This window comes from Sphingobacterium sp. PCS056 (assembly GCF_023273895.1).
Taxonomy (GTDB): Bacteria; Bacteroidota; Bacteroidia; order Sphingobacteriales; family Sphingobacteriaceae; genus Sphingobacterium.
On sequence record NZ_CP096883.1, the window covers coordinates 23,582 to 44,348 of the forward strand.

Annotated in this window: 16 protein-coding genes; 11 read left to right on the top strand and 5 right to left on the bottom strand. The window is 37.7% G+C overall.

The window, feature by feature from the left end; all coding sequences use genetic code 11:
• The first annotated feature begins 30 nt into the window (after window positions 1-30).
• Window positions 31-444: a hypothetical protein gene (locus MUB18_RS00095; protein WP_108160683.1), complete on the top strand. Its 414-nt coding sequence runs from the start codon at window positions 31-33 to the stop codon at window positions 442-444.
• Window positions 445-691: 247 nt separating this feature from the next.
• Here the strand turns inward: MUB18_RS00095 and MUB18_RS00100 are convergent, their stop codons facing one another.
• Complete coding sequence (locus tag MUB18_RS00100; RefSeq protein WP_045755543.1) at window positions 692-949, bottom strand: hypothetical protein; 258 nt, start codon at window positions 947-949, stop codon at window positions 692-694.
• A 272-nt stretch (window positions 950-1,221) separates the two neighbouring features.
• Here MUB18_RS00100 and MUB18_RS00105 point away from each other — a divergent pair, with 272 nt between their 5' ends.
• Complete coding sequence (locus MUB18_RS00105; RefSeq protein WP_045754320.1) at window positions 1,222-1,749, top strand: hypothetical protein; 528 nt, start codon at window positions 1,222-1,224, stop codon at window positions 1,747-1,749.
• On the opposite strand, the gene MUB18_RS00110 is transcribed toward MUB18_RS00105, so the two are convergent.
• A complete protein-coding gene (locus tag MUB18_RS00110; protein ID WP_248754624.1) occupies window positions 1,746-4,091 on the bottom strand; it encodes a BamA/TamA family outer membrane protein in 2,346 nt (781 codons plus the stop codon). The two genes, MUB18_RS00105 and MUB18_RS00110, sit on opposite strands and share 4 nt — an antisense overlap.
• A 6-nt stretch (window positions 4,092-4,097) precedes the next feature.
• Between MUB18_RS00110 and MUB18_RS00115 the strand changes: the two genes are divergently transcribed.
• The 5 genes from MUB18_RS00115 (at window position 4,098) to MUB18_RS00135 (ending at window position 11,147) form a co-directional block, all read left to right on the top strand.
• Window positions 4,098-4,847, top strand: a complete 750-nt coding sequence (locus tag MUB18_RS00115) for a TrmH family RNA methyltransferase (RefSeq protein ID WP_248754625.1) — start codon at window positions 4,098-4,100, stop codon at window positions 4,845-4,847.
• A 63-nt stretch (window positions 4,848-4,910) separates the two neighbouring features.
• Window positions 4,911-6,089, top strand: a complete 1,179-nt coding sequence (locus MUB18_RS00120; RefSeq protein ID WP_045754317.1) for an MFS transporter — start codon at window positions 4,911-4,913, stop codon at window positions 6,087-6,089.
• A gap of 47 nt (window positions 6,090-6,136) precedes the next feature.
• Window positions 6,137-7,342, top strand: coding sequence for an AI-2E family transporter (locus tag MUB18_RS00125; RefSeq protein ID WP_248754626.1), 1,206 nt, complete (start codon window positions 6,137-6,139; stop codon window positions 7,340-7,342).
• Between the two features lie 393 nt (window positions 7,343-7,735).
• Complete coding sequence (locus MUB18_RS00130; protein ID WP_248754627.1) at window positions 7,736-8,275, top strand: GNAT family N-acetyltransferase; 540 nt, start codon at window positions 7,736-7,738, stop codon at window positions 8,273-8,275.
• Window positions 8,276-8,450: 175 nt separating this feature from the next.
• Window positions 8,451-11,147, top strand: a complete 2,697-nt coding sequence (locus tag MUB18_RS00135; protein WP_248754628.1) for a DNA gyrase/topoisomerase IV subunit A — start codon at window positions 8,451-8,453, stop codon at window positions 11,145-11,147.
• Between the two features lie 68 nt (window positions 11,148-11,215).
• Here the strand turns inward: MUB18_RS00135 and msrA are convergent, their stop codons facing one another.
• Window positions 11,216-11,731: a peptide-methionine (S)-S-oxide reductase MsrA gene (gene msrA, locus MUB18_RS00140; protein ID WP_248754629.1), complete on the bottom strand. Its 516-nt coding sequence runs from the start codon at window positions 11,729-11,731 to the stop codon at window positions 11,216-11,218.
• Between the two features lie 211 nt (window positions 11,732-11,942).
• A complete protein-coding gene (locus tag MUB18_RS00145) occupies window positions 11,943-12,968 on the bottom strand; it encodes an isoaspartyl peptidase/L-asparaginase family protein (protein ID WP_248754630.1) in 1,026 nt (341 codons plus the stop codon).
• A gap of 182 nt (window positions 12,969-13,150) precedes the next feature.
• Between MUB18_RS00145 and MUB18_RS00150 the strand changes: the two genes are divergently transcribed.
• From MUB18_RS00150 to MUB18_RS00165, 4 genes are all read left to right on the top strand, one after another.
• Window positions 13,151-14,377, top strand: a complete 1,227-nt coding sequence (locus MUB18_RS00150) for a C40 family peptidase (RefSeq protein ID WP_248754631.1) — start codon at window positions 13,151-13,153, stop codon at window positions 14,375-14,377.
• Window positions 14,378-14,392: 15 nt separating this feature from the next.
• On the top strand, window positions 14,393-15,448 hold the full coding sequence (locus MUB18_RS00155; RefSeq protein WP_248754632.1) for a dipeptide epimerase: 1,056 nt from the start codon (window positions 14,393-14,395) through the stop codon (window positions 15,446-15,448).
• Window positions 15,449-15,575: 127 nt separating this feature from the next.
• Entirely contained in the window at window positions 15,576-18,731 is a 3,156-nt protein-coding gene (locus MUB18_RS00160; protein ID WP_248754633.1) for a SusC/RagA family TonB-linked outer membrane protein, read from the top strand.
• 18 nt (window positions 18,732-18,749) lie between these two features.
• Window positions 18,750-20,207 (top strand): RagB/SusD family nutrient uptake outer membrane protein, encoded by a 1,458-nt coding sequence (locus MUB18_RS00165; RefSeq protein WP_248754634.1) that lies wholly within the window; start codon window positions 18,750-18,752, stop codon window positions 20,205-20,207.
• 74 nt (window positions 20,208-20,281) lie between these two features.
• Here the strand turns inward: MUB18_RS00165 and MUB18_RS00170 are convergent, their stop codons facing one another.
• Window positions 20,282-20,767: a GNAT family N-acetyltransferase gene (locus MUB18_RS00170; RefSeq protein WP_045754309.1), complete on the bottom strand. Its 486-nt coding sequence runs from the start codon at window positions 20,765-20,767 to the stop codon at window positions 20,282-20,284.

The following is a 20,767-nucleotide window of genomic DNA, read 5'->3' on the forward strand; positions in this document are numbered from 1 at the left end:
GTATTCAAAGAATTAATTAAAGAAGAAATTATGTTACACTTACACTCTACATTAGCAATAATCTTATTGTTAGCTCTGATTGTTTCAATCATCATTACCTTTGTCAACTTCTCAGGTAACAAACCGTACAATAGAAAAATTGCACTTTTAGGTTTTATTGCCTCTCACATGCAATTATTAATTGGATTGATTTTGTTCTTCGTACTCAAATACCCATCCATGATTTCGGGTTCTATTATGAAAGACCCTACGATGCGTTTTAAAATTATCGAGCACCCGCTTACAATGATTATTGCGATTGTACTGATTTCAATTGGTTATATTAAAGCTAAAAAATTGACTAATGCTAAGCAAGCTAACAAAACGGTTTTGATTTTTTACATTCTTGGTTTAATTCTGATCTTGGCACGTATTCCTTGGGGAACTTGGTCATTATTGGCATAATTAATCCTACTACCATAAAAAAAGCGATGTTTTTCCTCGGAAAAACATCGCTTTTTTTATGGATGCTATGTCGTTTAATATGAAAAACATAGCATCAAAACTTTTATTCTTATGAGCTGTTTTATATAAAATTTAAAAACATTTACCTGTGATCTGGATGTGACTATACCAAGGCTATTCGAAAAAAAAAGCGTAAAAAAAACCTCAATTCGTTCAGAATTGAGGTTCATTATATTTTAATATAGCATTATTTGTTTTTTCCGAATCCTAAGATTCCAAAAACTGTTTTAAATGCAATAAGAGATGCTACTATAAGGCTAATATTTGCAATTGCTGAAAACAATGATACGTGTTGATCAAAGTTTGTGCAAACATCAGGAACAAATCTAATGAATACTCCTATAAGACCCAAAACGATAGCTATTGTTAAAGTCTTGTAATAATGAGTTTGATTTGCGTTATTATCAGTCTTTTTTGGTTCTCTATGTTGTATTGTCTCTGCCATTTCGATTTTATTTTTTTGTACCACAAAGGTACAAATTATTCATTGTTTCGGAAATAAAATAACAAAAACATTTATTGAATTATTAACGCTATCTATTTTATAAAGAGGTAGAAAATGTCTAAAATTGCATCGCAAACAAAATGAATGAAACATGATGCTCCAGAATCTCTACAAATCAAGAAAATATGGGTTCATGATCGCTTCATCACCTGTAAAACGAGTTCAGTCATACAGTTGAAAATGGATACTCATTATTAAGACAAATTTTTCTGATGAAAAAGTTATTATTCCTTCTCTTACTCATTCCGCTTTTGGGGAATGCACAGTTTCAAAAAATAGAAAATTTTGTGGTAAAAGAAAATTTATCCCGCAATGGTAAACTGGCTATTATTGCCGTAGATTCGTTAGAGAGAACAAACGAACGGATCAATGGTACTTATAAATTTAGCATCAATGGATTTACGCAAGAGCTAAAATTTCATGATGGAATTGCTGTTCCAAATGATAAAATAGAATCTTCCACCTTTGTATTTTTCAAACACAAAAATCAAGATACATCCAAAGGACGATTATTTTACATCTACAAATCGGACAAAGGACTGTCCACGTTTGCGATCAGTGGATTGATGTTTATCATCATTCCAGCAGTTATTTTACTGATTGCCTATGCTTTCAAGAAATTATTACTGACCGCCATTATATTGGCTGTGGGATTCTTTTTCTTTAACCATTCACAGGGCTTAAATATCTCTTCTATTATAGAGTCTATTTTCGCAAGCCTCAAAAATCTAATTTTTTAAAATGGTAATCCGATACCAAAGTTGTATTGAATAAAATTATAGCGATCGGGCTTATGTGTCTGATAATACTGATCTTTAAATTCTTTGGAATCGAAAAAATGTTTTAACACCCATTGATCGCTTCCTGAGAATTGAGGATCTTTTACTTTTAGGCCGGCATCAAGTCTAATGATAAAATAATCGGAGTCAAATCGTAATCCAAAACCTGTTCCAATAGCAATTTGCTTTAAAAATTTATCTGCCTTAAACTCTCCTCCGGGATTTAGTTCATTTTCTTTTAAGCGCCAGACGTTTCCAAAATCAATAAATGTGGCCCCATTCATCTTCGCTCCCAAGAAACTATTTAAGATTCGAAAACGATATTCTGCATTTCCTTCAATTTTTATTTCACCTAATTGATCTAGGTTACGGAGGTTCAATCGCAAATCTTCTTGGACGCTTGCTCGATTATAATTACCAGGGCCTAATGTCCGTGCTTGCCATGCCCGCATGCCGTTCATACCACCACCATAAAAGCTCTTTTCAAAGATCATCAAGGTCGAATTATTACCATAAGGAATAGCAATACCTGGATTGATTCGAAAAACAAATTGTTGATTTCCTCCTAGATTACGGTAAATACGGTAGTCCAATTCTGTTTTGGCATACTGTAGGTAAGGAACGCCCAGCACCTTTTTTTCACCATCGGCATTTTGATCAAACTTGATAACCTTACTGACCAGATCCAATATATTGCCACTTAAATCGATCGAGCCTTTGAAATAATTAAAATTTTCTTTCTTGGTTAATTTCTTGGCATTATAGGTAAAGGAATACTGAGAGCCTAATCCGAAATATTCGCGGTTGTTACTCCTTACATATAATAAGTAACCTTGATCTATTAAATTTTGTGCAAAGTTTTCATTTAACTTTCCTTGCCTGTATTCCAGCACGATGGGTGTAAAGCTGTGAAATTTATTTGCCGATTGATGCCATGAATAATTTAATGTATTGATAAAATACCGATTAGAATACGTTGCATCTTGATTGAAAATCTGCAAACTTGACGAAAAGGTTGTTTTTGCTAATCCATATTGTGCGGTATGATTGGTGTGAAATGGCGTCATCAATCTTGGGACAATTAAATTTACGCCAATTTGAACATCATTGTTAAAGATTTTATCCGAGATATTGCCTTGGAGTCTTGGATCAAAGAGTATACCGTATCGCAATTTTACCTCCAGCAACTCTGCGCCACCAAAAATATTACGATGGGAGAATGTATTTCCGATATTAAAACCACTCATACCAGAACTCAATGTAAATTCCCCTTCGATCTGATTGCCCATCAACGGTCGTGGAACCATTTCATAATATGCATCTAATGTATTGGAATCGGTCTTTTGATAATGAATCTTAATGCTCCTGAAACCATTCATCTCATACAAACGATCATAAGCCATGTTTTCTTTGGAAAGATTGTAGTAGTCTCCGGACTTTATATACATATAACGCTTCAACGGCTTCAACCTAAAATTACGCGTTTCATCCGTAAAATGAATTTGGGAGATACTATCAGTTATTTTTCTGGCTTCTTTTTTTACTGTTCCGAAATTGCGTATGGTAACAAAAACCTGATCAATTTTATAAGCCTGGTGATTGGCGGAGTCACTGGGATTCTCCACTTGTATCTCCAGTTTGAGGCGATTGTTTTTTGATGTCGAATCTACTGCGACCCGCATATATTGGCGTATATAATCATAGTAACCGTGATTACGCATCGCGAGATACAATTTTTCCCGTTCTGTGATCAAATTGACCGCGTCATACTGTGATCCTTCTTTAACCACACTGAAGGGTTTCACTTCTTGTTCATACAGATGGGCTACTGCACTATCGGCAAAATTGTAGCTGATCTTGTCCATATAGTACGGAATGCCTTCGGTAATATTAAAATTTATAGTTGCTCTTTTATTTTTAACCAAGATTTCAGGCTGTACTTTCGCGTCAAAAAAACCTTTTGTAAATAAAAACCTTTTGATCTGTGTGGCTGATAAATCTACTAAACTAGAGTCTAATAAATGAGGTGCTTCCCCAACATTTCTCAAATCCCGTTTTTTATATTTACCGTCTTTGGTATTGAAAAGGTTATATATAAATAAATTAACCCTTGAATTGGCTTTAATATCATTGGATACATACAGAGATGCTGATTCCTTCAGCTCTGGTCTGACCCCTTGAATATTCACATGATCAATCAACGCTTGATCTTCATTTAAGAATCGTGCTGAACGGCAAGATGTGAAAATTAGCAACAAAAGCGTTATACTTGTAAAAGCTAAAAAGCGTTGATTATTTATCATTAAAAAATGTTGTCAAAAGCACAAATTACTCTAATATCATCTCTTCAAAATAAAAAGTTTCGCAAACAACATGGTCTTTTTATTGTAGAAGGAATTAAATCTGTTAACGAATTTCTATCATCCTCTTATCAAGTTGACAGCATCTTTTATACAGAAGATGTACTCGCAAAAGTGGGTAAAATATCGGGAAAAATAAAATCTTATGTGCTGACTGAAAACGAATTTCAAAAAATCAGTGGATTAAAATCCCCCCAAGGCATATTGGCTCTGGTTCATATCCCAGAACAAAAGGAATTACAAGTACAGGATTATAAAAATCAGCATACCTTAGTATTGGATGATATCCAAGATCCAGGAAATTTAGGCACGATCATCCGTACAGCAGAATGGTTCGGCTTTCAACAGATTATCTGTTCTATCGGGACTGTCGATGCGTATAATCCTAAAGTGGTACAAGCGACTATGGGTTCACTTTCTCGTATCCAAATTCATCATATCGATTTGAAGGCTTTTATCAAAGAGGTGAAAATACCTGTTTATGGTGCTTTGCTCGATGGAAATAGTATTTACGAGACGGATTGGACGCATGAGGGTCTTATTATATTGGGAAATGAGGGAAATGGAATTTCTGAAGAAATTATTGAACTCGTGGATCAGCCCGTCACCATACCAAGGATAGGTGAAGCAGAATCTTTGAATGTCGCTGTAGCAACCACCATATTTTGTTCAGAAATCGCCCGAACAAAAAAATTATAAGACATCGCCTTCTTTTCTAAAAGAGGGCGATTCATTTTTACACAATTCAACAGCGCATTTACAATGACTGAAAATAAATCCATATACACATTACAATTTGCACTTCTTTGCCTGAGCTCGCTATTATTTTCAGCTAGTTTCAACATGATAATTCCGGAACTTCCCAACTACTTGAGTCAAATGGGTGGTGCCGAACATAAAGGTTTAATCATCGCCTTATTTACCTTGACGGCTGGTATATCGCGTCCTTTCAGTGGGAAGTTGACCGATCGATGGGGACGAGTTCCGGTTATGGCAATCGGATCGATCGTTTGTTTCTTATGTGGCTTTTTATATCCCATTCTGACTACAGTTTCCGGATTTTTACTTTTGAGATTAATCCATGGTTTCTCTACAGGATTTAAACCGACCGCAACTTCTGCTTATGTAGCCGATATCATCCCCCGAGAAAGATGGGGTGAGGCGCTTGGTATGCATGGACTTTGTTTTGCAATCGGTGGTGCTGTAGGACCGGCTATTGGTAGTGCTATTTTTCAATATTACGGCATCAATGTGATGTTTTATAGTTCTTCGCTTTTTGCCCTCCTTTCAATTGTTATCGTCATGAACATGAAAGAGACGCTTGTTAAAAAAGAAAAACTCAATTTATCCATGTTCAAAATATCACGGACGGACATTATTGATATCGGTGTTTTACCGGCAGGTATTGTTACATTTTTATCTTATTCGGCTTTTGGTGCCATATTAACGTTAATACCGGATTGGAGTGACCATCTGCATTTGAGCAACAAAGGAATATTTTTCGCGGCCTACACCATTGCCTCTATTTTGATACGCTTTGTATCGGGAAAGGCGTCTGATAAATATGGTCGTACACGAGTGATTATGGTCGGACTGTTTATTGTTGGTATTTCACTCTTTTTGATCGGTCAGGGTGATTCTTTTAATAAATTGATGTTGGGTGCAAGTATATATGGTATTGGTACCGGTATCCTATCCCCTGCTATCAATGCATGGACAATAGATCTCGGAAAACCCAACCAAAGGGGACGTGCAGTAGCGACGATGTATATTTCGATGGAGGCCGGTATCGGTTTAGGGGCATTATTTGCGGGTCTATATTATCAAGATATCATAACCCGAATCCCTCAAGTGATGTATTTCAATGCTTTATTTTTAGGGGTAGCACTTCTATATATGTTTTTTTGGCAAGGATTTCGCTATAGACAGAAAGCAGATTAATTGAGAAATCAATTAATCTTAAAAAATCTAATCGTAGCTATTTCATAATGGAAAGTAATTCAGAAAAAAAACCGTACTCAATTGGGCTTGCTTCAAGCTTATTTGCCTTAGCATTAATCATTGGATTTTTGTATGTCACCCAAAGCGTTGTCGTACCTCTGCTTTTTGCTATTATACTTTCAATAACGCTGTATCCGATAGCTGCATTTTTTGAAAACAAATTAAAATTTGGTAAGGCTGCTGCAGCTGTTATGGCGGTCATTATTGCCATCGTAATTATCAGTACACTGATCTGGTTTATAGTACATCAAAGTATTATCATTGGAAAAGATGCGGTCGCAATCCAGGAGAAGGTGCTTGCTGCTGTTGAATCGATCCAAAATTGGATTCAATCTCGGTTTGGCTTGGAAAGAAGTGAGGTTGTGCAAAAAATGAAAGAGCAAGGAAATAATGCTTTAGAAAATGTAGGCGGATATATGTCAACAGCTTTTGGCTCGATTGGTAGCACATTAGCGGGAATCATCTTAGTTCCTATTTTTATCTTTTTCCTTTTATACTACCGTGATTTTTTCAAAGAGTTTTTCTTTAAAGCATTTAAAAATACGGATAATAAAAAGATTCATGCTGTCTTAAAAAAGATTTACGACGTAGTGCAAAGCTATTGTTTAGGACTTGTGATGGTGATGGGCATTGTCGCGGTATTGAATACGGTGGGTCTGATGTTAATGGGAATTGAATATGCTTGGTTTTTTGGTTCCATGGCTTCCTTGCTGATGTTATTGCCTTATATCGGTATCGCAATTGGATCCATTTTACCTGCTCTATTTGCCTTGGCAACCAAAGATAGTGCTTTATATGCCGTAGGTGTTATTGCCTGGTTTCAAGTGGTGCAATTTTTGGAAGGAAATATCATCACCCCAAATATCGTGGGGGGTAAGGTGAGTATCAATCCATTAATGGCTATTATCGCTATTCTATTGGGGGGAATGATTTTTGGTCTTGCGGGATTGATTCTTGCACTACCGATGACTGCAACATTAAAAGTTATCTTTGATGCTATCCCTTCTATGGAACCGATTGGATATTTAATCGGTGAACCTGAAAAGGAGCATCTCAAAAGAAATGCGACTCAGGAACTGCTACAAAAATGGGGTATTGTTAGAAAACCTAAAGTATTTTTTAAACAAACCATGGCTGACTCTGCTCCTGTAGATCCTGATTCTACCAATGATCCGGATAGTAAAGCTGAATAATTTTTATTGAAAAATAGATCAATTCGTCCAGGTATTTAAAGATAATACTTGGATGAATTTGTTTTAGATAACGCTATACTTCAATTGGATTTTCAGGATATCCGATGAGTTTTGAATAGTCTATCCCCGACTGAGCTATACAAACTATCATTGATATGAATATCATGATGATGGTTTGTATGAAATAGCCTATTAGTGATCCATCAATTTTTAAAATCAAATAGATTCAAACATCAGAAAATTTCCTGTAAACGCTACTTTTATTAACCTTGAAAAATGTGCATACTGTCAATAATCAACAATTGTTTTACCTCTTACATCCATCCTCTTCACTCTATTTTAAATAGATGCAGATAATTAATTTCTACTAACTTTGGTTTTAATATGAGCTATATGAAATATGTACCAACACTTGAAACGGAGAGACTGATCATTCGTCCAATAACTTTAGATGATGTTGAGGAGTTTTATGCGATGGACTCGCAACCGGAAGTTCATCTTTATTTAAATAGATCTCCGTTAAAATCTAGTGAAGAGGCAAAAGATTATATTAAAGGTCTACTCCAGCAGTATGAGACACATGGTATAGGTCGTGTTGCGGTCATCGAAAAAGCAACTAATCAATTAATAGGCTGGACAGGGTTTAAATTTATAGAGGAACCCATGAATGATAGGATCAATTTTCTAGATTTCGGCTATCGCTACCGTAAAGAGTCGTGGGGGAAAGGTTATGCTACAGAAGCGGCATTGGCGTGTATTGCATTTTATTATAAAAATTTGACCCATATACCTCTCCATGCCAGTACGCATGTCGACAATCATGGTTCGCGAAAGGTATTGGAAAAGGTTGGATTTAAGATTACTGATACCTTTAAGTTTACCATTTGGGACATCGATTGTTATTGGTATGAAAGGATTGAAGATACTAAGTAAGGTGTATACATCCCATTTTTAAATTCATAACTCCACTTTTAAATATTGAAATTTCCAGCATAAATCTATTTATATATCCATTGGATAAAACGAAATGCTTTTCGTATTTTTACGCTTGCAAAAATTCTATTCTTTTTGCAACTGATAATAATAAAAACACCATATTATTGATTACATGAGTGAAGAAACAAACTATCCTGCAGACGATAATCAAGAAGAAGTAAATAACGGACAGACAAATAATAGTAAAACAATTCCACTTTCGGGATTGTATGAAAACTGGTTTTTGGACTATGCATCTTATGTTATTTTAGATCGCGCAGTACCTCATATCAATGATGGTTTTAAACCTGTACAGCGTCGGATCCTACATTCACTAAAAGAGATGGATGATGGTCGATACAATAAAGCGGCCAATGTAATCGGTAATACGATGAAATATCACCCGCATGGTGATGCTTCAATTGGTGATGCCATGGTACAGATCGGTCAAAAAAATCTGTTAATTGACTGTCAAGGGAACTGGGGTGATCCGATTACTGGCGATGCTTCTGCTGCACCTCGTTATATTGAAGGACGTTTATCCAAATTTGCTCTGGATGTTGTTTTCAATCCGGAAACGACAAACTGGCAACTGAGTTATGATGGCCGTAACAAAGAACCTGTTACTTTACCAGTAAAATTCCCTTTGCTGCTTGCTCAAGGTGCTGAAGGTATCGCTGTAGGTCTTGCTACGAAAATAATGCCGCATAACTTCTTGGAACTGATCGATGGATCGATTCAAGTATTGAATGGAGAAAGACCTCATATCCTACCTGATTTTCCTACAGGCGGAATGGCGGACTGCTCGGCATACAATGAAGGTCAGCGTGGTGGAAAAATACGCGTACGTGCAAAAATAGAGGAGCGCGATAAAAAGACATTGGCGATCACTGAAATTCCTTTTGGAACAACGACGGGAGGATTGATCGATAGTGTAGTCGCGGCCAACGATAAAGGGAAAATCAAGATAAAAAAAATCGAAGATAATACCGCAGAATTTGTTGAAATTATTGTGCATCTGGCTCCAGGAATATCTCCTGATGTTACGATTGATGCGCTATTTGCTTTTACGGCTTGTGAAGTATCCATTTCGCCCAATACTTGTGTAATCAAAGAAGATAAACCACACTTTTTGAGTGTGAATGATATCTTAATTGAAAACACGAAAAATACCAAGAACTTACTAAAACAAGAACTGGAAATCAAATTACATGATCTCCTAGAAAAAATATTCTTCAGCAGCTTACTCAAGATCTTCATTCAGGAAGGTATGTACAAGCATCCTGAATATGAAAATGCTGGTGATTTTGATACCGTGGTACTGGTTTTAAACCGTCTTTTTGAACCATTTTTTGGCCAATTCTACCGACCGATAGTTCCGGAAGATTATAAACGTCTGATCGATAAACCGATGAGTAGTATTACGCGTTTTGATGTAAAGAAAGCGGATGATCAAATGGCTTCTTTGGAAGAAGAGATCAAAAATGTGAAACGTCATCTTAAACACCTGACCGATTATGCTATCGCCTGGTACGAAAGATTGCGTGACAAATATGGCAAAGGTCGTGAACGTAAAACAGAATTAAGAGCTTTTGATCGCGTTGAAGCAACACAAGTAGCCTTGGCCAATGCGAAACTTTATGTCAACCGGGAAGAAGGATTCATTGGTTCAAGCATGAAGAAAGATGAGTTTGTTTGTGATTGTTCGGATATTGATGATATCATTGTATTCCGCGCTGACGGTAAATATGTCGTAACGAAAATTCAAGATAAGGTATTTGTCGGAAAAGATATCATCCATGTTGCTGTCTTTAAAAAAGGAGATGAAAGAACGATCTATAATGCCATCTATAAAGAAGGAGATACGGGTACGAGCTTTATCAAACGTTTTGCCGTAGTGGGTATCACTCGTGATAAGGAATATGATATCAGTAAGGGTTCAAAAGGTTCAAAAGTAACATACTTTACGGCTAACCCGAATGGAGAAGCGGAGATCGTCAATATTCAGCTCAAACCGCATACGAAATTAAGAAAACTTAATTTTGACATGAACTTTGCCGAAATTGCGATTAAAGGGCGCGCTTCTCAAGGAAATATTGTATCTAAATATCCGGTTAAAAAGATCACGTTCAAAAGTGCTGGTGTATCGACTTTAGCTGGTCGTAAGATCTGGTTTGATAAAATAACGAAACGCTTAAATGCGGATGAAAGAGGACTGTATCTAGGCGAATTTGATGGTGACGATAAGATCTTGATCGTCATGTCGGATGGTACTTACGAACTGTCGAACTTTGATCTGAGCAATTATTTCGATGATAAGATGATCCGCATCGAAAAGTATTTTCCTGAGCATGTGTACACAGCTATTCATCAAGATGGTAAATCGGGTACTTATTATGTAAAACGATTCAAATTTGATGATATTCCTGTCGGTAAAAGCATGCTCTTCATCAATGATGAACCTGGATCTAAACTTATTTTGTTGACGAATAATACCGATCCAATTGTTCACTTGGATATTTTAAAGGGCAAGTCCCAAACCGAAGAGGCTTTGGACCAACCGCTGAACGAAATCATCGATGTGAAAGGTATAAAAGCACAAGGAAATCGTCTCTCTTTTCACACGGTTAAAAGTGTGACTTTGATGACGGAAGAAATTGATTTAACGGTCAACACAAAAGATGTGAGTGATTCGAATACTGAAGGTACCGAATCAAGTGAAGAAACACATAAAGCAGAAGCCGATACTCAACCGGATGATATTAAACTGGAGATCACAAATCCTGATGATATCCAAACGGATAATGGTGGGCAGATTGAATTGTTTTAAATGAACAGCACGTCATCAAGCTGATTGAGCTTATCAGTCATAAAAAAATCCGCTAAAAGCGGATTTTTTTATGACTTAAATTCTTTTACGAATTTTTGAAGTTTTGATGCAATGACTACTGAACAGAAAGGATTTTCAGGATGCGTATTGAAGTAATTGTGATGATAGTCTTCTGCTACCCAAAAAGTAACTGCTGGCTCGACCGTCGTAACGATCGGGTCTTCGAAAATATCTTCGCTATCCAACTCATCGATAAAGTTCTTAGCTAAAATCTCTTGTTCTTCATCATGAAAAAACACAACCGAGCGATATTGCGTACCCACATCATTTCCCTGACGGTTTAATGTTGTTGGATTATGTGTTTTAAAGAATATCTTCAACAGCTCTTCATAGTTGACAAGATCTTCATCGTATTCGATCTGTACAACTTCAACATGCTCTGTCGTACCTGTACAAACTTGTTCGTAAGTTGGATTATCGTTTAATCCTCCCATATAGCCAGGCAAAACGGATTTTACACCTTCTGTATTTTGAAAAATAACTTCTGTACACCAAAAACAGCCGCCTCCAAATGTTGCTTTCATATCTTATTATATTTTATTCTCAAACTTAGATAAATTTGTTTAATATAAGGACTCCGGTACGACACAAATCTATCCTTTAAATTTATTTTATGCTCCTCTTGAGTGCTTTGCGATGATCACGATATACGCTGCCCACAAGAATTATTGTATAGCATAAAATTAAAGATTAATGACAGAAAAAGAGTCATATCAGTTTACTGATTTTGAAAATCTATGCTTTGTAATAATAAGAGCCCGGAATGAGCAAGTCTTGTTTTTCCTTGTGGCAAACAGCATATGAAAATCCTTTTTGTAGTGCATAGGATCCATACTCCCCTTTCTTATTGAGTGCTAAAAATCCTACTTGAATATCCTTAGCAATATTGGGTTTCTTTTTGACAATCCGTTTGACCGCTTCTTTGCATGCTTCTTCAGGCGAATATCCCTGACGCATTAATTCCACAACCAAAAAACTGCCCACTGTACGGATCACCTCTTCACCCACACCCGTAGAGGTAGCTCCCCCTACTTCATTGTCCACATACAGTCCTGCTCCTATAATCGGGCTATCTCCAACTCGACCGTGCATCTTAAATGCCATACCGCTTGTCGTACATGCTCCGGATAAATTGCCGGCAGCATCTAGTGCCAACATACCGATGGTATCGTGATTATATTGATTACCGGGCAGACGCTCTACGGCGAATGACTTGTTTTCAATATTCATGACCGGTTTATATTTTTTTTCTTTTAACCACTCTTTCCATGCTTTCTCTCCTTCGGGTGTAAGCAGATTTTCTTTTTCAAAACCATTTTCCAGTGCAAATTGCAATGCACCATCACCTGCGAGCATGACATGGGGAGTTTTATCCATCACTAAACGTGCTAGTGATATGGGATGTGCAATATGCTCTAAAGCAGCTACTGATCCACAATTACCTTCGGAATCCATGATGCAGGCATCTAAGGTGACCATACCGTCACGATCGGGATAGCCGCCTTTACCTACGGTCATATTTTTTAAATCAGCTTCGGGCACACGAACACCTTGTTCGACCGCATCTATAGCTTTCCCACCACTCTTTAGCACTTCCCATGCTGCTTGATTTGCTGCAATACCAAAATCCCATGTGGAAATAACAATTGGTTTTATTCCCGCTCGCTTATTTGAAATGGAAAAACTTGATAATGTTTCTACAGAACTAACAGCAGCTGCTCCAATAATACCTTGTCTAATAAATTGGCGTCTTGAACTCATATTTTAATCGATTTAGCATTACAAGTATACGCAAATGCACGTTTCTTTTCATGAGTTTTTTCATTAAAAACACCTCGTCAATTCACATTTATGCAAAAGAATTGTAAATTAATTCACAAATCGTCATCATTTCTTATAAAAAAATAGGCAATTTAGTCTATCTTTAAACCAAACTAATCAGCATGACAAACAAACTTAAATATGCTATTCTTACCTGTGCTGGCTTTTTAACCATTAATCATGCCTTTTCACAACAGATAGATTCAACCATCTATCATCAGGTCAAAGAACTGCAAGAAAACGTACGTAAGGCTTATGCTCCTGATAAGCGGACTAAGATATTTGCCTTTACCCAAACAGATGTTGCCAAAAATAATTATCAAATAGAAACGACAGAACAGGCTGCTAAAACAGCTTTCGAGCAACAGATTAGAAATATCCCTGCTAATGTCGCGATAACCGTATTACCAGAACAAAATCTGGGTAATAAACTGATCGGGGTAGTCAATTTATCTGTAGGCAACATGCGAACCAAACCTGATAATGCCGCTGAAATGGCAAGCCAGGTTCTGATGGGCACTCAGGTTGACCTCTTACAAAAAGATCGTGGTGAATATCGGATACGTACTCCTGAAGGATATATTGCCTGGTTACCGGCTTCTGCTGTAACAGCGATGACAAAAGAGGAAGCACAGCAATGGAACAATCAACCTAAAATAATCTATACAGCGGAATTTGGAAAATCATTCTCCGAACCGAATACGCAAAGTCAACGGGTATCGGATCTGGTTTATGGAGACATTTTAGTGCTGACGGGAGAAAAAAACAATTATTTTGAAGTCGCTTATCCGGATAAAAGGAAAGCTTATATTAAGAAAGAGGAAGCGCTATCATTAAAAAAATGGATCGATACGCGTAATCCAACAGCTGAAAACTTAATTTCAAGTGCAAAATCGATGTTGGGACTTCCTTATCTTTGGGGCGGTACATCTGTTAAAGGTGTTGATTGCAGCGGTTTCACAAAAACAGCCTATTTTATGAATGGCTTTGTGATCCCACGTGATGCTTCTCAGCAGGTACTAGCAGGTGAATCTGTTGATATCTTAGATGCTGAAGGACACTTTGATCCTGAAAAGGCACTTAAAAATCTAAAACCTGCTGACCTCCTATTTTTTGCGGCTGGTAAAAACAATAATCCAAATGCACGTGTTACGCATGTCGCACTTTATATTGGCAATGGTACATTTATTCATGCTGCAGGTTCTGTACGGATCAACAGCATGTTGAAGGATGCCGCAAATTATGATGATTTCCAGACACGTACAGTTGTTGCAGCAAAAAGATATTTAGGTTCTGATGACCCACAAATACAAAAAGTACAAAATAACAGCTATTATAGTATCAAATAAAAGATAACAACGATCATGGGTATACATGCAGATTGGATCACTAAAGATTTTGGAGCGTTCAAACTCCGATTTAAACCCTATACTTTAGAAATGCGCTACGTATTTACGGTTGCATCTTTCAGTAGGACGACAACTCCGGTTGTACTGACTCAACTGGAGTATGACGGCATCATTGGATACGGTGAGGCGAGTATGCCTCCTTATCTAGGCGAATCTCAAGAAAGTGTCATCAATTTTCTCAACAACATCGATTTAAGGGGATTTAACTCGCCCTTTCAAACGGAAGAACTATTGGCATACGTTGATCAAATCAGTGCTAAAAATACGGCGGCAAAAGCAGCTGTGGATATAGCGCTGCACGATTTGATCGGAAAGATACTGGGAAAACCTTTTTACAAGATATGGGGATTAAATCCAGCGTTAATACCTGCGACTTCTTATACGATCGGTATCGATACGGAAGAGGTAGTTCGCAAAAAGGTCATGGAGGCAGATCAGTTTAAAATTCTTAAAGTAAAGCTGGGGCTTGAAACCGATAAAATGATCATCGATACCATCCGTCAATGTACGGATCGTCCGCTATGTGCTGATGTGAATCAGGGCTGGAAGAACAAAGAACAAGCGCTCGAAATGTCACATTGGTTAGCTGAACGCGGAGTTGTATTTTTGGAACAACCGATGCCAAAAGATCAAATCGATGATAATGCCTGGCTTACGGAACATAGTCCTATACCAACTATTGCAGATGAAGCATGCCAGAGGTTGATCGATGTTCCGGCATTGCAGGGGGTATACTCGGGAATCAATATCAAGTTGATGAAATGTACGGGCATGCGAGAAGCGAAGCGTATGGCAGAATTGGCACAGGCATTAAAAATGAAGGTGATGATCGGCTGTATGACGGAGACATCTTGTGCGATTTCTGCAGCAGCTCAATTGGCGCCTTTGGTGGATTGGGCGGATCTGGACGGTGCACTTCTCATTGGCAATGATATTTATGATGGGATGAAAGTCATTGATGGGCAATGTATATTGCCAGATCGTCCGGGAATAGGTGTAATCGCTCAGTAAAAATATAACATAGTATAAGATCTTGTATTTTACGAATATCTTGATCTTATACTTATCTTGTCCCTTAAAGGTTGCAATAGATGACCTAAACCAAAATCTATTAAAAGCATAACTAACCAACACTCTTATGAACAAAATTTTACTCACCTCGTTATGTACGGTGGCTTGTGGATCTTTGCAAGTCGTACATGCACAACAAATCCAAGTTGCGGGAAAGATTTCGGATGCGAATGGCTCTGCCGTTCCTGATGTCACGGTCTCCATTAAAGGTAGCGGCACCGCAACATCGACAAACTCCAATGGATTGTTTACGCTCAATGCCAATCCGGATGCCACACTCATCATTAGCGCAGTAGGCTATCAAAAACAGGAAATCAAATTAAATGGCCGCAAAACATTGAGCATTTCTTTGCAGAAAGAGGAAAATGCTCTGGATGAAGTCATGGTGGTTGCTTATGGAACCGCCAAAAAGAGTACCTACACAGGTTCTGCTGCGGTGGTAAAAAATGATGCGATTGATAAACAGCCAGTCACTTCGTTTCAAAATGCATTAACAGGCCGTGTTCCAGGATTACAAGTCAGTACGAGTTCGGGGCAAGCGGGTTCTACTCCTGCTATCCGTATACGAGGTATCGGCTCCATGAATGCTTCGAATGAACCTTTGTATGTCATCGATGGTGTACCTGTGGTATCGGGATCTACGGGACAGATGAATGATTATCTGGTCAACTCAAATAACGTCATGAGTACCTTAAATCCTTCTGATATCGAGACTATAACAGTACTGAAAGATGCAGCAGCATCTTCTTTATATGGTTCGCGAGCAGCAAATGGGGTGATTATCATCACGACTAAAAAGGGGAAAAATGGGGCTCCTAAAATTAATTTAAAATCATCTTTAGGTATCAGTCCAAGTTGGGCAACTGATAATAACGAAACAGCCTCAGTACAAGATCAGATTGATATGCTGTACAGTGTGCTCTACGATTCTCGTATTGCGGGTGGACTGAACGAAACAGCTGCAAACAAATGGGTATTAGACCGTTTCAAAACTAGATTTGGGATACATGGGTATGGGTTTTCGACGGAAGGAACGTCAATGTACGAGAAAGTTAATATTACCGGTCTTACAGATGGTATAGAAAATAGGGAGGGTAAATATTACGATTGGAATGATGCCTTATTCAGAACGGGTATTTTCAACACCAATGATCTATCGGTAAGCGGTGGAACAGATAATACGAACTATTATACTTCTCTTTCTTATACACAGGATAAAAGTCGCGTCATCCTCAATGACTATAACCGTATCAGTGGACGCGTGAACCTCAATCAAAAAATTGGTAAATACTTAGAGTTTGGGTCGAATATCAATATAGCTAAGACAAAATTGGTCGGCATGAATGATACCCGAAATACGGGAAGTAATTATTTACTGCAAACGAGAAATCTATTATGGCCGCTGTACTGGCCTACAGACTATAAGACTGGCAATGAGTGGACCGCTCGTTATGGTAGTTTGGCTTATAATCCGCTTTATTACAATAAAGAGTGGGAGAACAGTTCTAAAACCAGCAAAATATCTGCTGTTGAATCGTTGACTTTAAAGTTGCTTCCTGAATTGACGGTTAAAACGATCTTTTCATATGATGAGACGGAGTCTAAAGATCATATCTACTACAGTGCAAAGCATTATAATGGTTCATCTACAAATGGTGTCGTCACTGAAGTCACTTCGAATATCCAAAAACTAGTTTCGTCGACTACGGCTAACTATAATAAAACTTTTGGACTTCATCAGGTTGCTTTACTAGCGGGATTTGAGGCTGAAAAAAATGAGAGCAGCTTCGTTCGTGCCACAGGAAAAGACTTACCTTCTTCGGCTTTACATACCGTATCTACCGCGGGGCAGTTGGATGCTGGATCTTATGTTTGGGGCAACAATATGATGTCCGTACTATCTCGTGCTGAATATAACTTTGATGAGCGTTACTTTGCTTCGGCATCTTTTCGTCGAGATGGTTCTTCTCAATTAGGTCCTATTCCGCGATGGGGAAACTTTTGGTCAGTAGCGGGCTCTTGGAATATAGCTAAAGAAAGTTTTATTGCTCAAATAGACGATATCAATGCTTTTAGAATAAGAGCTTCCTATGGTGTGAATGGTACTTTACCATCTACAAATTATGGTTGGAGATCATTGACCAGCTATACCAACAAATATATGACACAACCTGGAGGTGCTTTGAGTAATATTGCTGACCCTAACCTCAGCTGGGAAAGAAATTACACCACCAATCTAGCCTTAGAATTTGGGTTATTTGACAATAAAATCTTTGGCTCGGTTGAATATTTCAACCGAGATTCTAAAGACCTTATTCAGCAGGTGCCGATCTCAACCATAACTGGTTTTTCCAGTACATTGAAAAATATCGGAGAGATCAACAATAGAGGTCTAGAATTTGAATTAGGTTCTGATATCATCAAAAAACAGGATTTCAGATGGACTGCTAGTATAAACGCTACTTTTATTGACTCTAAAGTCACCAAATTAAGTGATGGTAAACCGATCATCTGGTACGATCCCACAGGTAAAGATGATCGTGCTCGTTTCATCTATCAAGAAAATCAATCGACATTGGCTTTTTATGGTTTAGAATGGGCAGGTGTCAATAAAGAAAATGGTAAAAATGTCTGGTATACAAATGATGGTACCGAGGGTGATTTCTTATTTGAAGGAAGAGGTGCCAGTTACAACTATACTAAGGCAAAGCAAACCATCATTGGCAATGCCAATCCAAAAGTCTACGGTGGTATTAATACAGATGTGGAATATAAGGGCTTATCACTGGGTTTAAACTTTGCCTACAAAATCGGTGGAAAACTATATGATGCGACCTCTAAAGATGTGGCTGATGATGGTTACTATTGGGAAAGAATTCATGCGCAATATTTTGTTGATGAGTCCTGGTCACCAAGTAATATGGAAGGCAATTTCCCTATGGTTTCTGGTCGAGATCTTGAAGATGTTAATCAGATCAGTAGCCGCCACCTCTACGATGCTTCATATTTGCGATTGAAAAATATTTCCTTGTCCTATAAAATTCCTAATGATTATTTGAGCAAAATAGGAATCAACAATGCACGTATTTTCTTTAATGGAAGTAATTTATTGACTTTCTCAAAATACAAATATATGGATCCGGAGGTTAATCAGTATGGTACCCGTGGTTGGGAAATCCCAACTCCTAAGACCTACACATTTGGATTAGAATTTAATTTTTAACCTATTAAATTGAGAAAAATGAGAAAATTATTTATTGCTTCGTGCATCTTTATATCCTTTTCAGTTTCATCTTGTAAAGACTTTTTAGACGTAAAACCTACAAATTCTGGAGATGCTGAAACTTCCATCCAAACAGCTGCTGATGCCAAAGTTATTGTCAATGGCGTCATGAGCATCCTTTCAAATCGAGATTATTATGGTCGAAATTTCCCCTTGTACGCCGATGTAAAAGGTGGTGATTTCACTATTTTTGCGGCTGGCCGAGGATTTGATTATTTGTATACGTTTAACCATAGTGCTTCTTCCAATAGCTACTCAAGCGTTTGGACACAGGGTTTTAATGCAATTGCCCAAATCAATAATCTGTTGAAAAATATTGAAAGTCTAAAAGCGACGGGTTCATTGGAAAATTTTAATTCGTACGAAGGTCAGGCTTTGACTGCTCGGGCGTTGGTCAACTTTGACTTAATACGTCTTTATGGCGAGCCTTATAATGAAAATAAAGCAGCTTGGGGTATTCCAATTATTACAAAATCTTTAAAGGCTGATGCTCAGGAATTGAGAAGCACCGTGGAAGATACTTACAAACAAATCCTTTTGGATCTTAAAGCTTCGGAGACTTTACTTCCGAAAACAAAATTGAATGGTTATTTAAACTATTATGCCAATAAAGCTTTACAGGCAAGGGTATATTTGTATATGGAAGATTATCCAAATGCTTTGGCTGCAGCTCAAGAGGTGATTAATTCAAAAGTATACACGCTTTACAGCAATACGGCTTGGGTCGATTCCTGGAAATCAGAATTTGGTACCGAGTCAATTTTTGAATTGGGAATTTATCCGAATGAAACTGATTTGGGAAATTCATCTTTAGGTGCTTATTTTAGAAGATCTGCTCATGGTAGTTCGGCTATTTTAGGAAACTTTATGGCGAGCGATTATTTCTTAGCTCGTCTCAAACAAGATGATACAGATGTACGATGGGGTGTCATGGCACGTGATGAAACTTCTACAACTCGATTGGGTGCAATCTACAAGTATAGTGGTGGCATTAACTTAGAGGGGGACAAGAAGTCATCAAACAGCACTGCGGTAAACTTTAAAGTGATCCGTCTTTCTGAAGTGTATTTAATGGCTGCTGAAGCTGCACTGAAATCAGATAAAGCTCTTGCTGCAAGCTATCTCAATGAAATCCGTAAACGCTCTCCAAAATTAAGTCTTACGAATGAGTCAACTATATCTTTAGATGTCATCGCTGAGGAAAGAAGTAAAGAGCTGGCTGGAGAAGGTCATCGTTTCTTCGATATGATCCGCTGGAATAAAAAGATTGAATTTAATGACGAATTGGGTTCCATCAATACGATTCACCGTACTAAAATAATTGACAGATCACTTAATAAAACGATTCTTCCAATTTTTATAGACGAGATCAATGCCAATCCAGGGATTGGTGCACAACAAAACCCAGGATACTAATCTCGCTGATTATAAAAGTAAAAAGCCTTCTGATCAATGGTCAGAAGGCTTTTAATTTATTAGGGATATAGGGATCAATTGACCTTTTGAAAGGCTACCCGGGGTGTTCCATCGCTGACATAAATAATACCGCAGCGTATGTATCCTAATCTTGTCAATACCTTTTGCATCGGAATATTTGTTTCATGGGTATCGACGCGAATATTGTGACACTGTTCGAAACACCATTGAAAACACTGTGATGCTACTCCTTTGACTTTTCCATTTGAGGCTAAGCGATGAACCACTCCGTAGGGAGCATCATTTAGCCATTGACCTTCTTCAATAACTGTATAATTGGGGTCAGGAAGTAATGAGAAACAGAATGTTGCGACTATGGTATTCTCTTCTAGACAGACGTAATTTTCTCCTATTTCAATTGTTGACCGGATATATTCCCGAGAGGGATAGCCATTTGTCCACTGAATGGTATTGCCGCTAGCACGCATTAAGCCTCGTGCAATGTCAATAATAGCCATCACCTCATCTAAATCCTCCAATTTTGTTTTTCTAATGTCCAT

Bases quoted from the DNA above. Each gene is read 5' to 3' on its own strand.
- MUB18_RS00095 (WP_108160683.1), top strand. From the start codon at position 31: ATGTTACACTTACACTCTACATTAGCAATAATCTTATTGTTAGCTCTG.
- MUB18_RS00100 (WP_045755543.1), bottom strand. From the start codon at position 949: ATGGCAGAGACAATACAACATAGAGAACCAAAAAAGACTGATAATAAC.
- MUB18_RS00105 (WP_045754320.1), top strand. From the start codon at position 1,222: ATGAAAAAGTTATTATTCCTTCTCTTACTCATTCCGCTTTTGGGGAAT.
- MUB18_RS00110 (WP_248754624.1), bottom strand. From the start codon at position 4,091: ATGATAAATAATCAACGCTTTTTAGCTTTTACAAGTATAACGCTTTTG.
- MUB18_RS00115 (WP_248754625.1), top strand. From the start codon at position 4,098: ATGTTGTCAAAAGCACAAATTACTCTAATATCATCTCTTCAAAATAAA.
- MUB18_RS00120 (WP_045754317.1), top strand. From the start codon at position 4,911: ATGACTGAAAATAAATCCATATACACATTACAATTTGCACTTCTTTGC.
- MUB18_RS00125 (WP_248754626.1), top strand. From the start codon at position 6,137: ATGGAAAGTAATTCAGAAAAAAAACCGTACTCAATTGGGCTTGCTTCA.
- MUB18_RS00130 (WP_248754627.1), top strand. From the start codon at position 7,736: ATGAAATATGTACCAACACTTGAAACGGAGAGACTGATCATTCGTCCA.
- MUB18_RS00135 (WP_248754628.1), top strand. From the start codon at position 8,451: ATGAGTGAAGAAACAAACTATCCTGCAGACGATAATCAAGAAGAAGTA.
- msrA (WP_248754629.1), bottom strand. From the start codon at position 11,731: ATGAAAGCAACATTTGGAGGCGGCTGTTTTTGGTGTACAGAAGTTATT.
- MUB18_RS00145 (WP_248754630.1), bottom strand. From the start codon at position 12,968: ATGAGTTCAAGACGCCAATTTATTAGACAAGGTATTATTGGAGCAGCT.
- MUB18_RS00150 (WP_248754631.1), top strand. From the start codon at position 13,151: ATGACAAACAAACTTAAATATGCTATTCTTACCTGTGCTGGCTTTTTA.
- MUB18_RS00155 (WP_248754632.1), top strand. From the start codon at position 14,393: ATGGGTATACATGCAGATTGGATCACTAAAGATTTTGGAGCGTTCAAA.
- MUB18_RS00160 (WP_248754633.1), top strand. From the start codon at position 15,576: ATGAACAAAATTTTACTCACCTCGTTATGTACGGTGGCTTGTGGATCT.
- MUB18_RS00165 (WP_248754634.1), top strand. From the start codon at position 18,750: ATGAGAAAATTATTTATTGCTTCGTGCATCTTTATATCCTTTTCAGTT.
- MUB18_RS00170 (WP_045754309.1), bottom strand. From the start codon at position 20,767: ATGGACATTAGAAAAACAAAATTGGAGGATTTAGATGAGGTGATGGCT.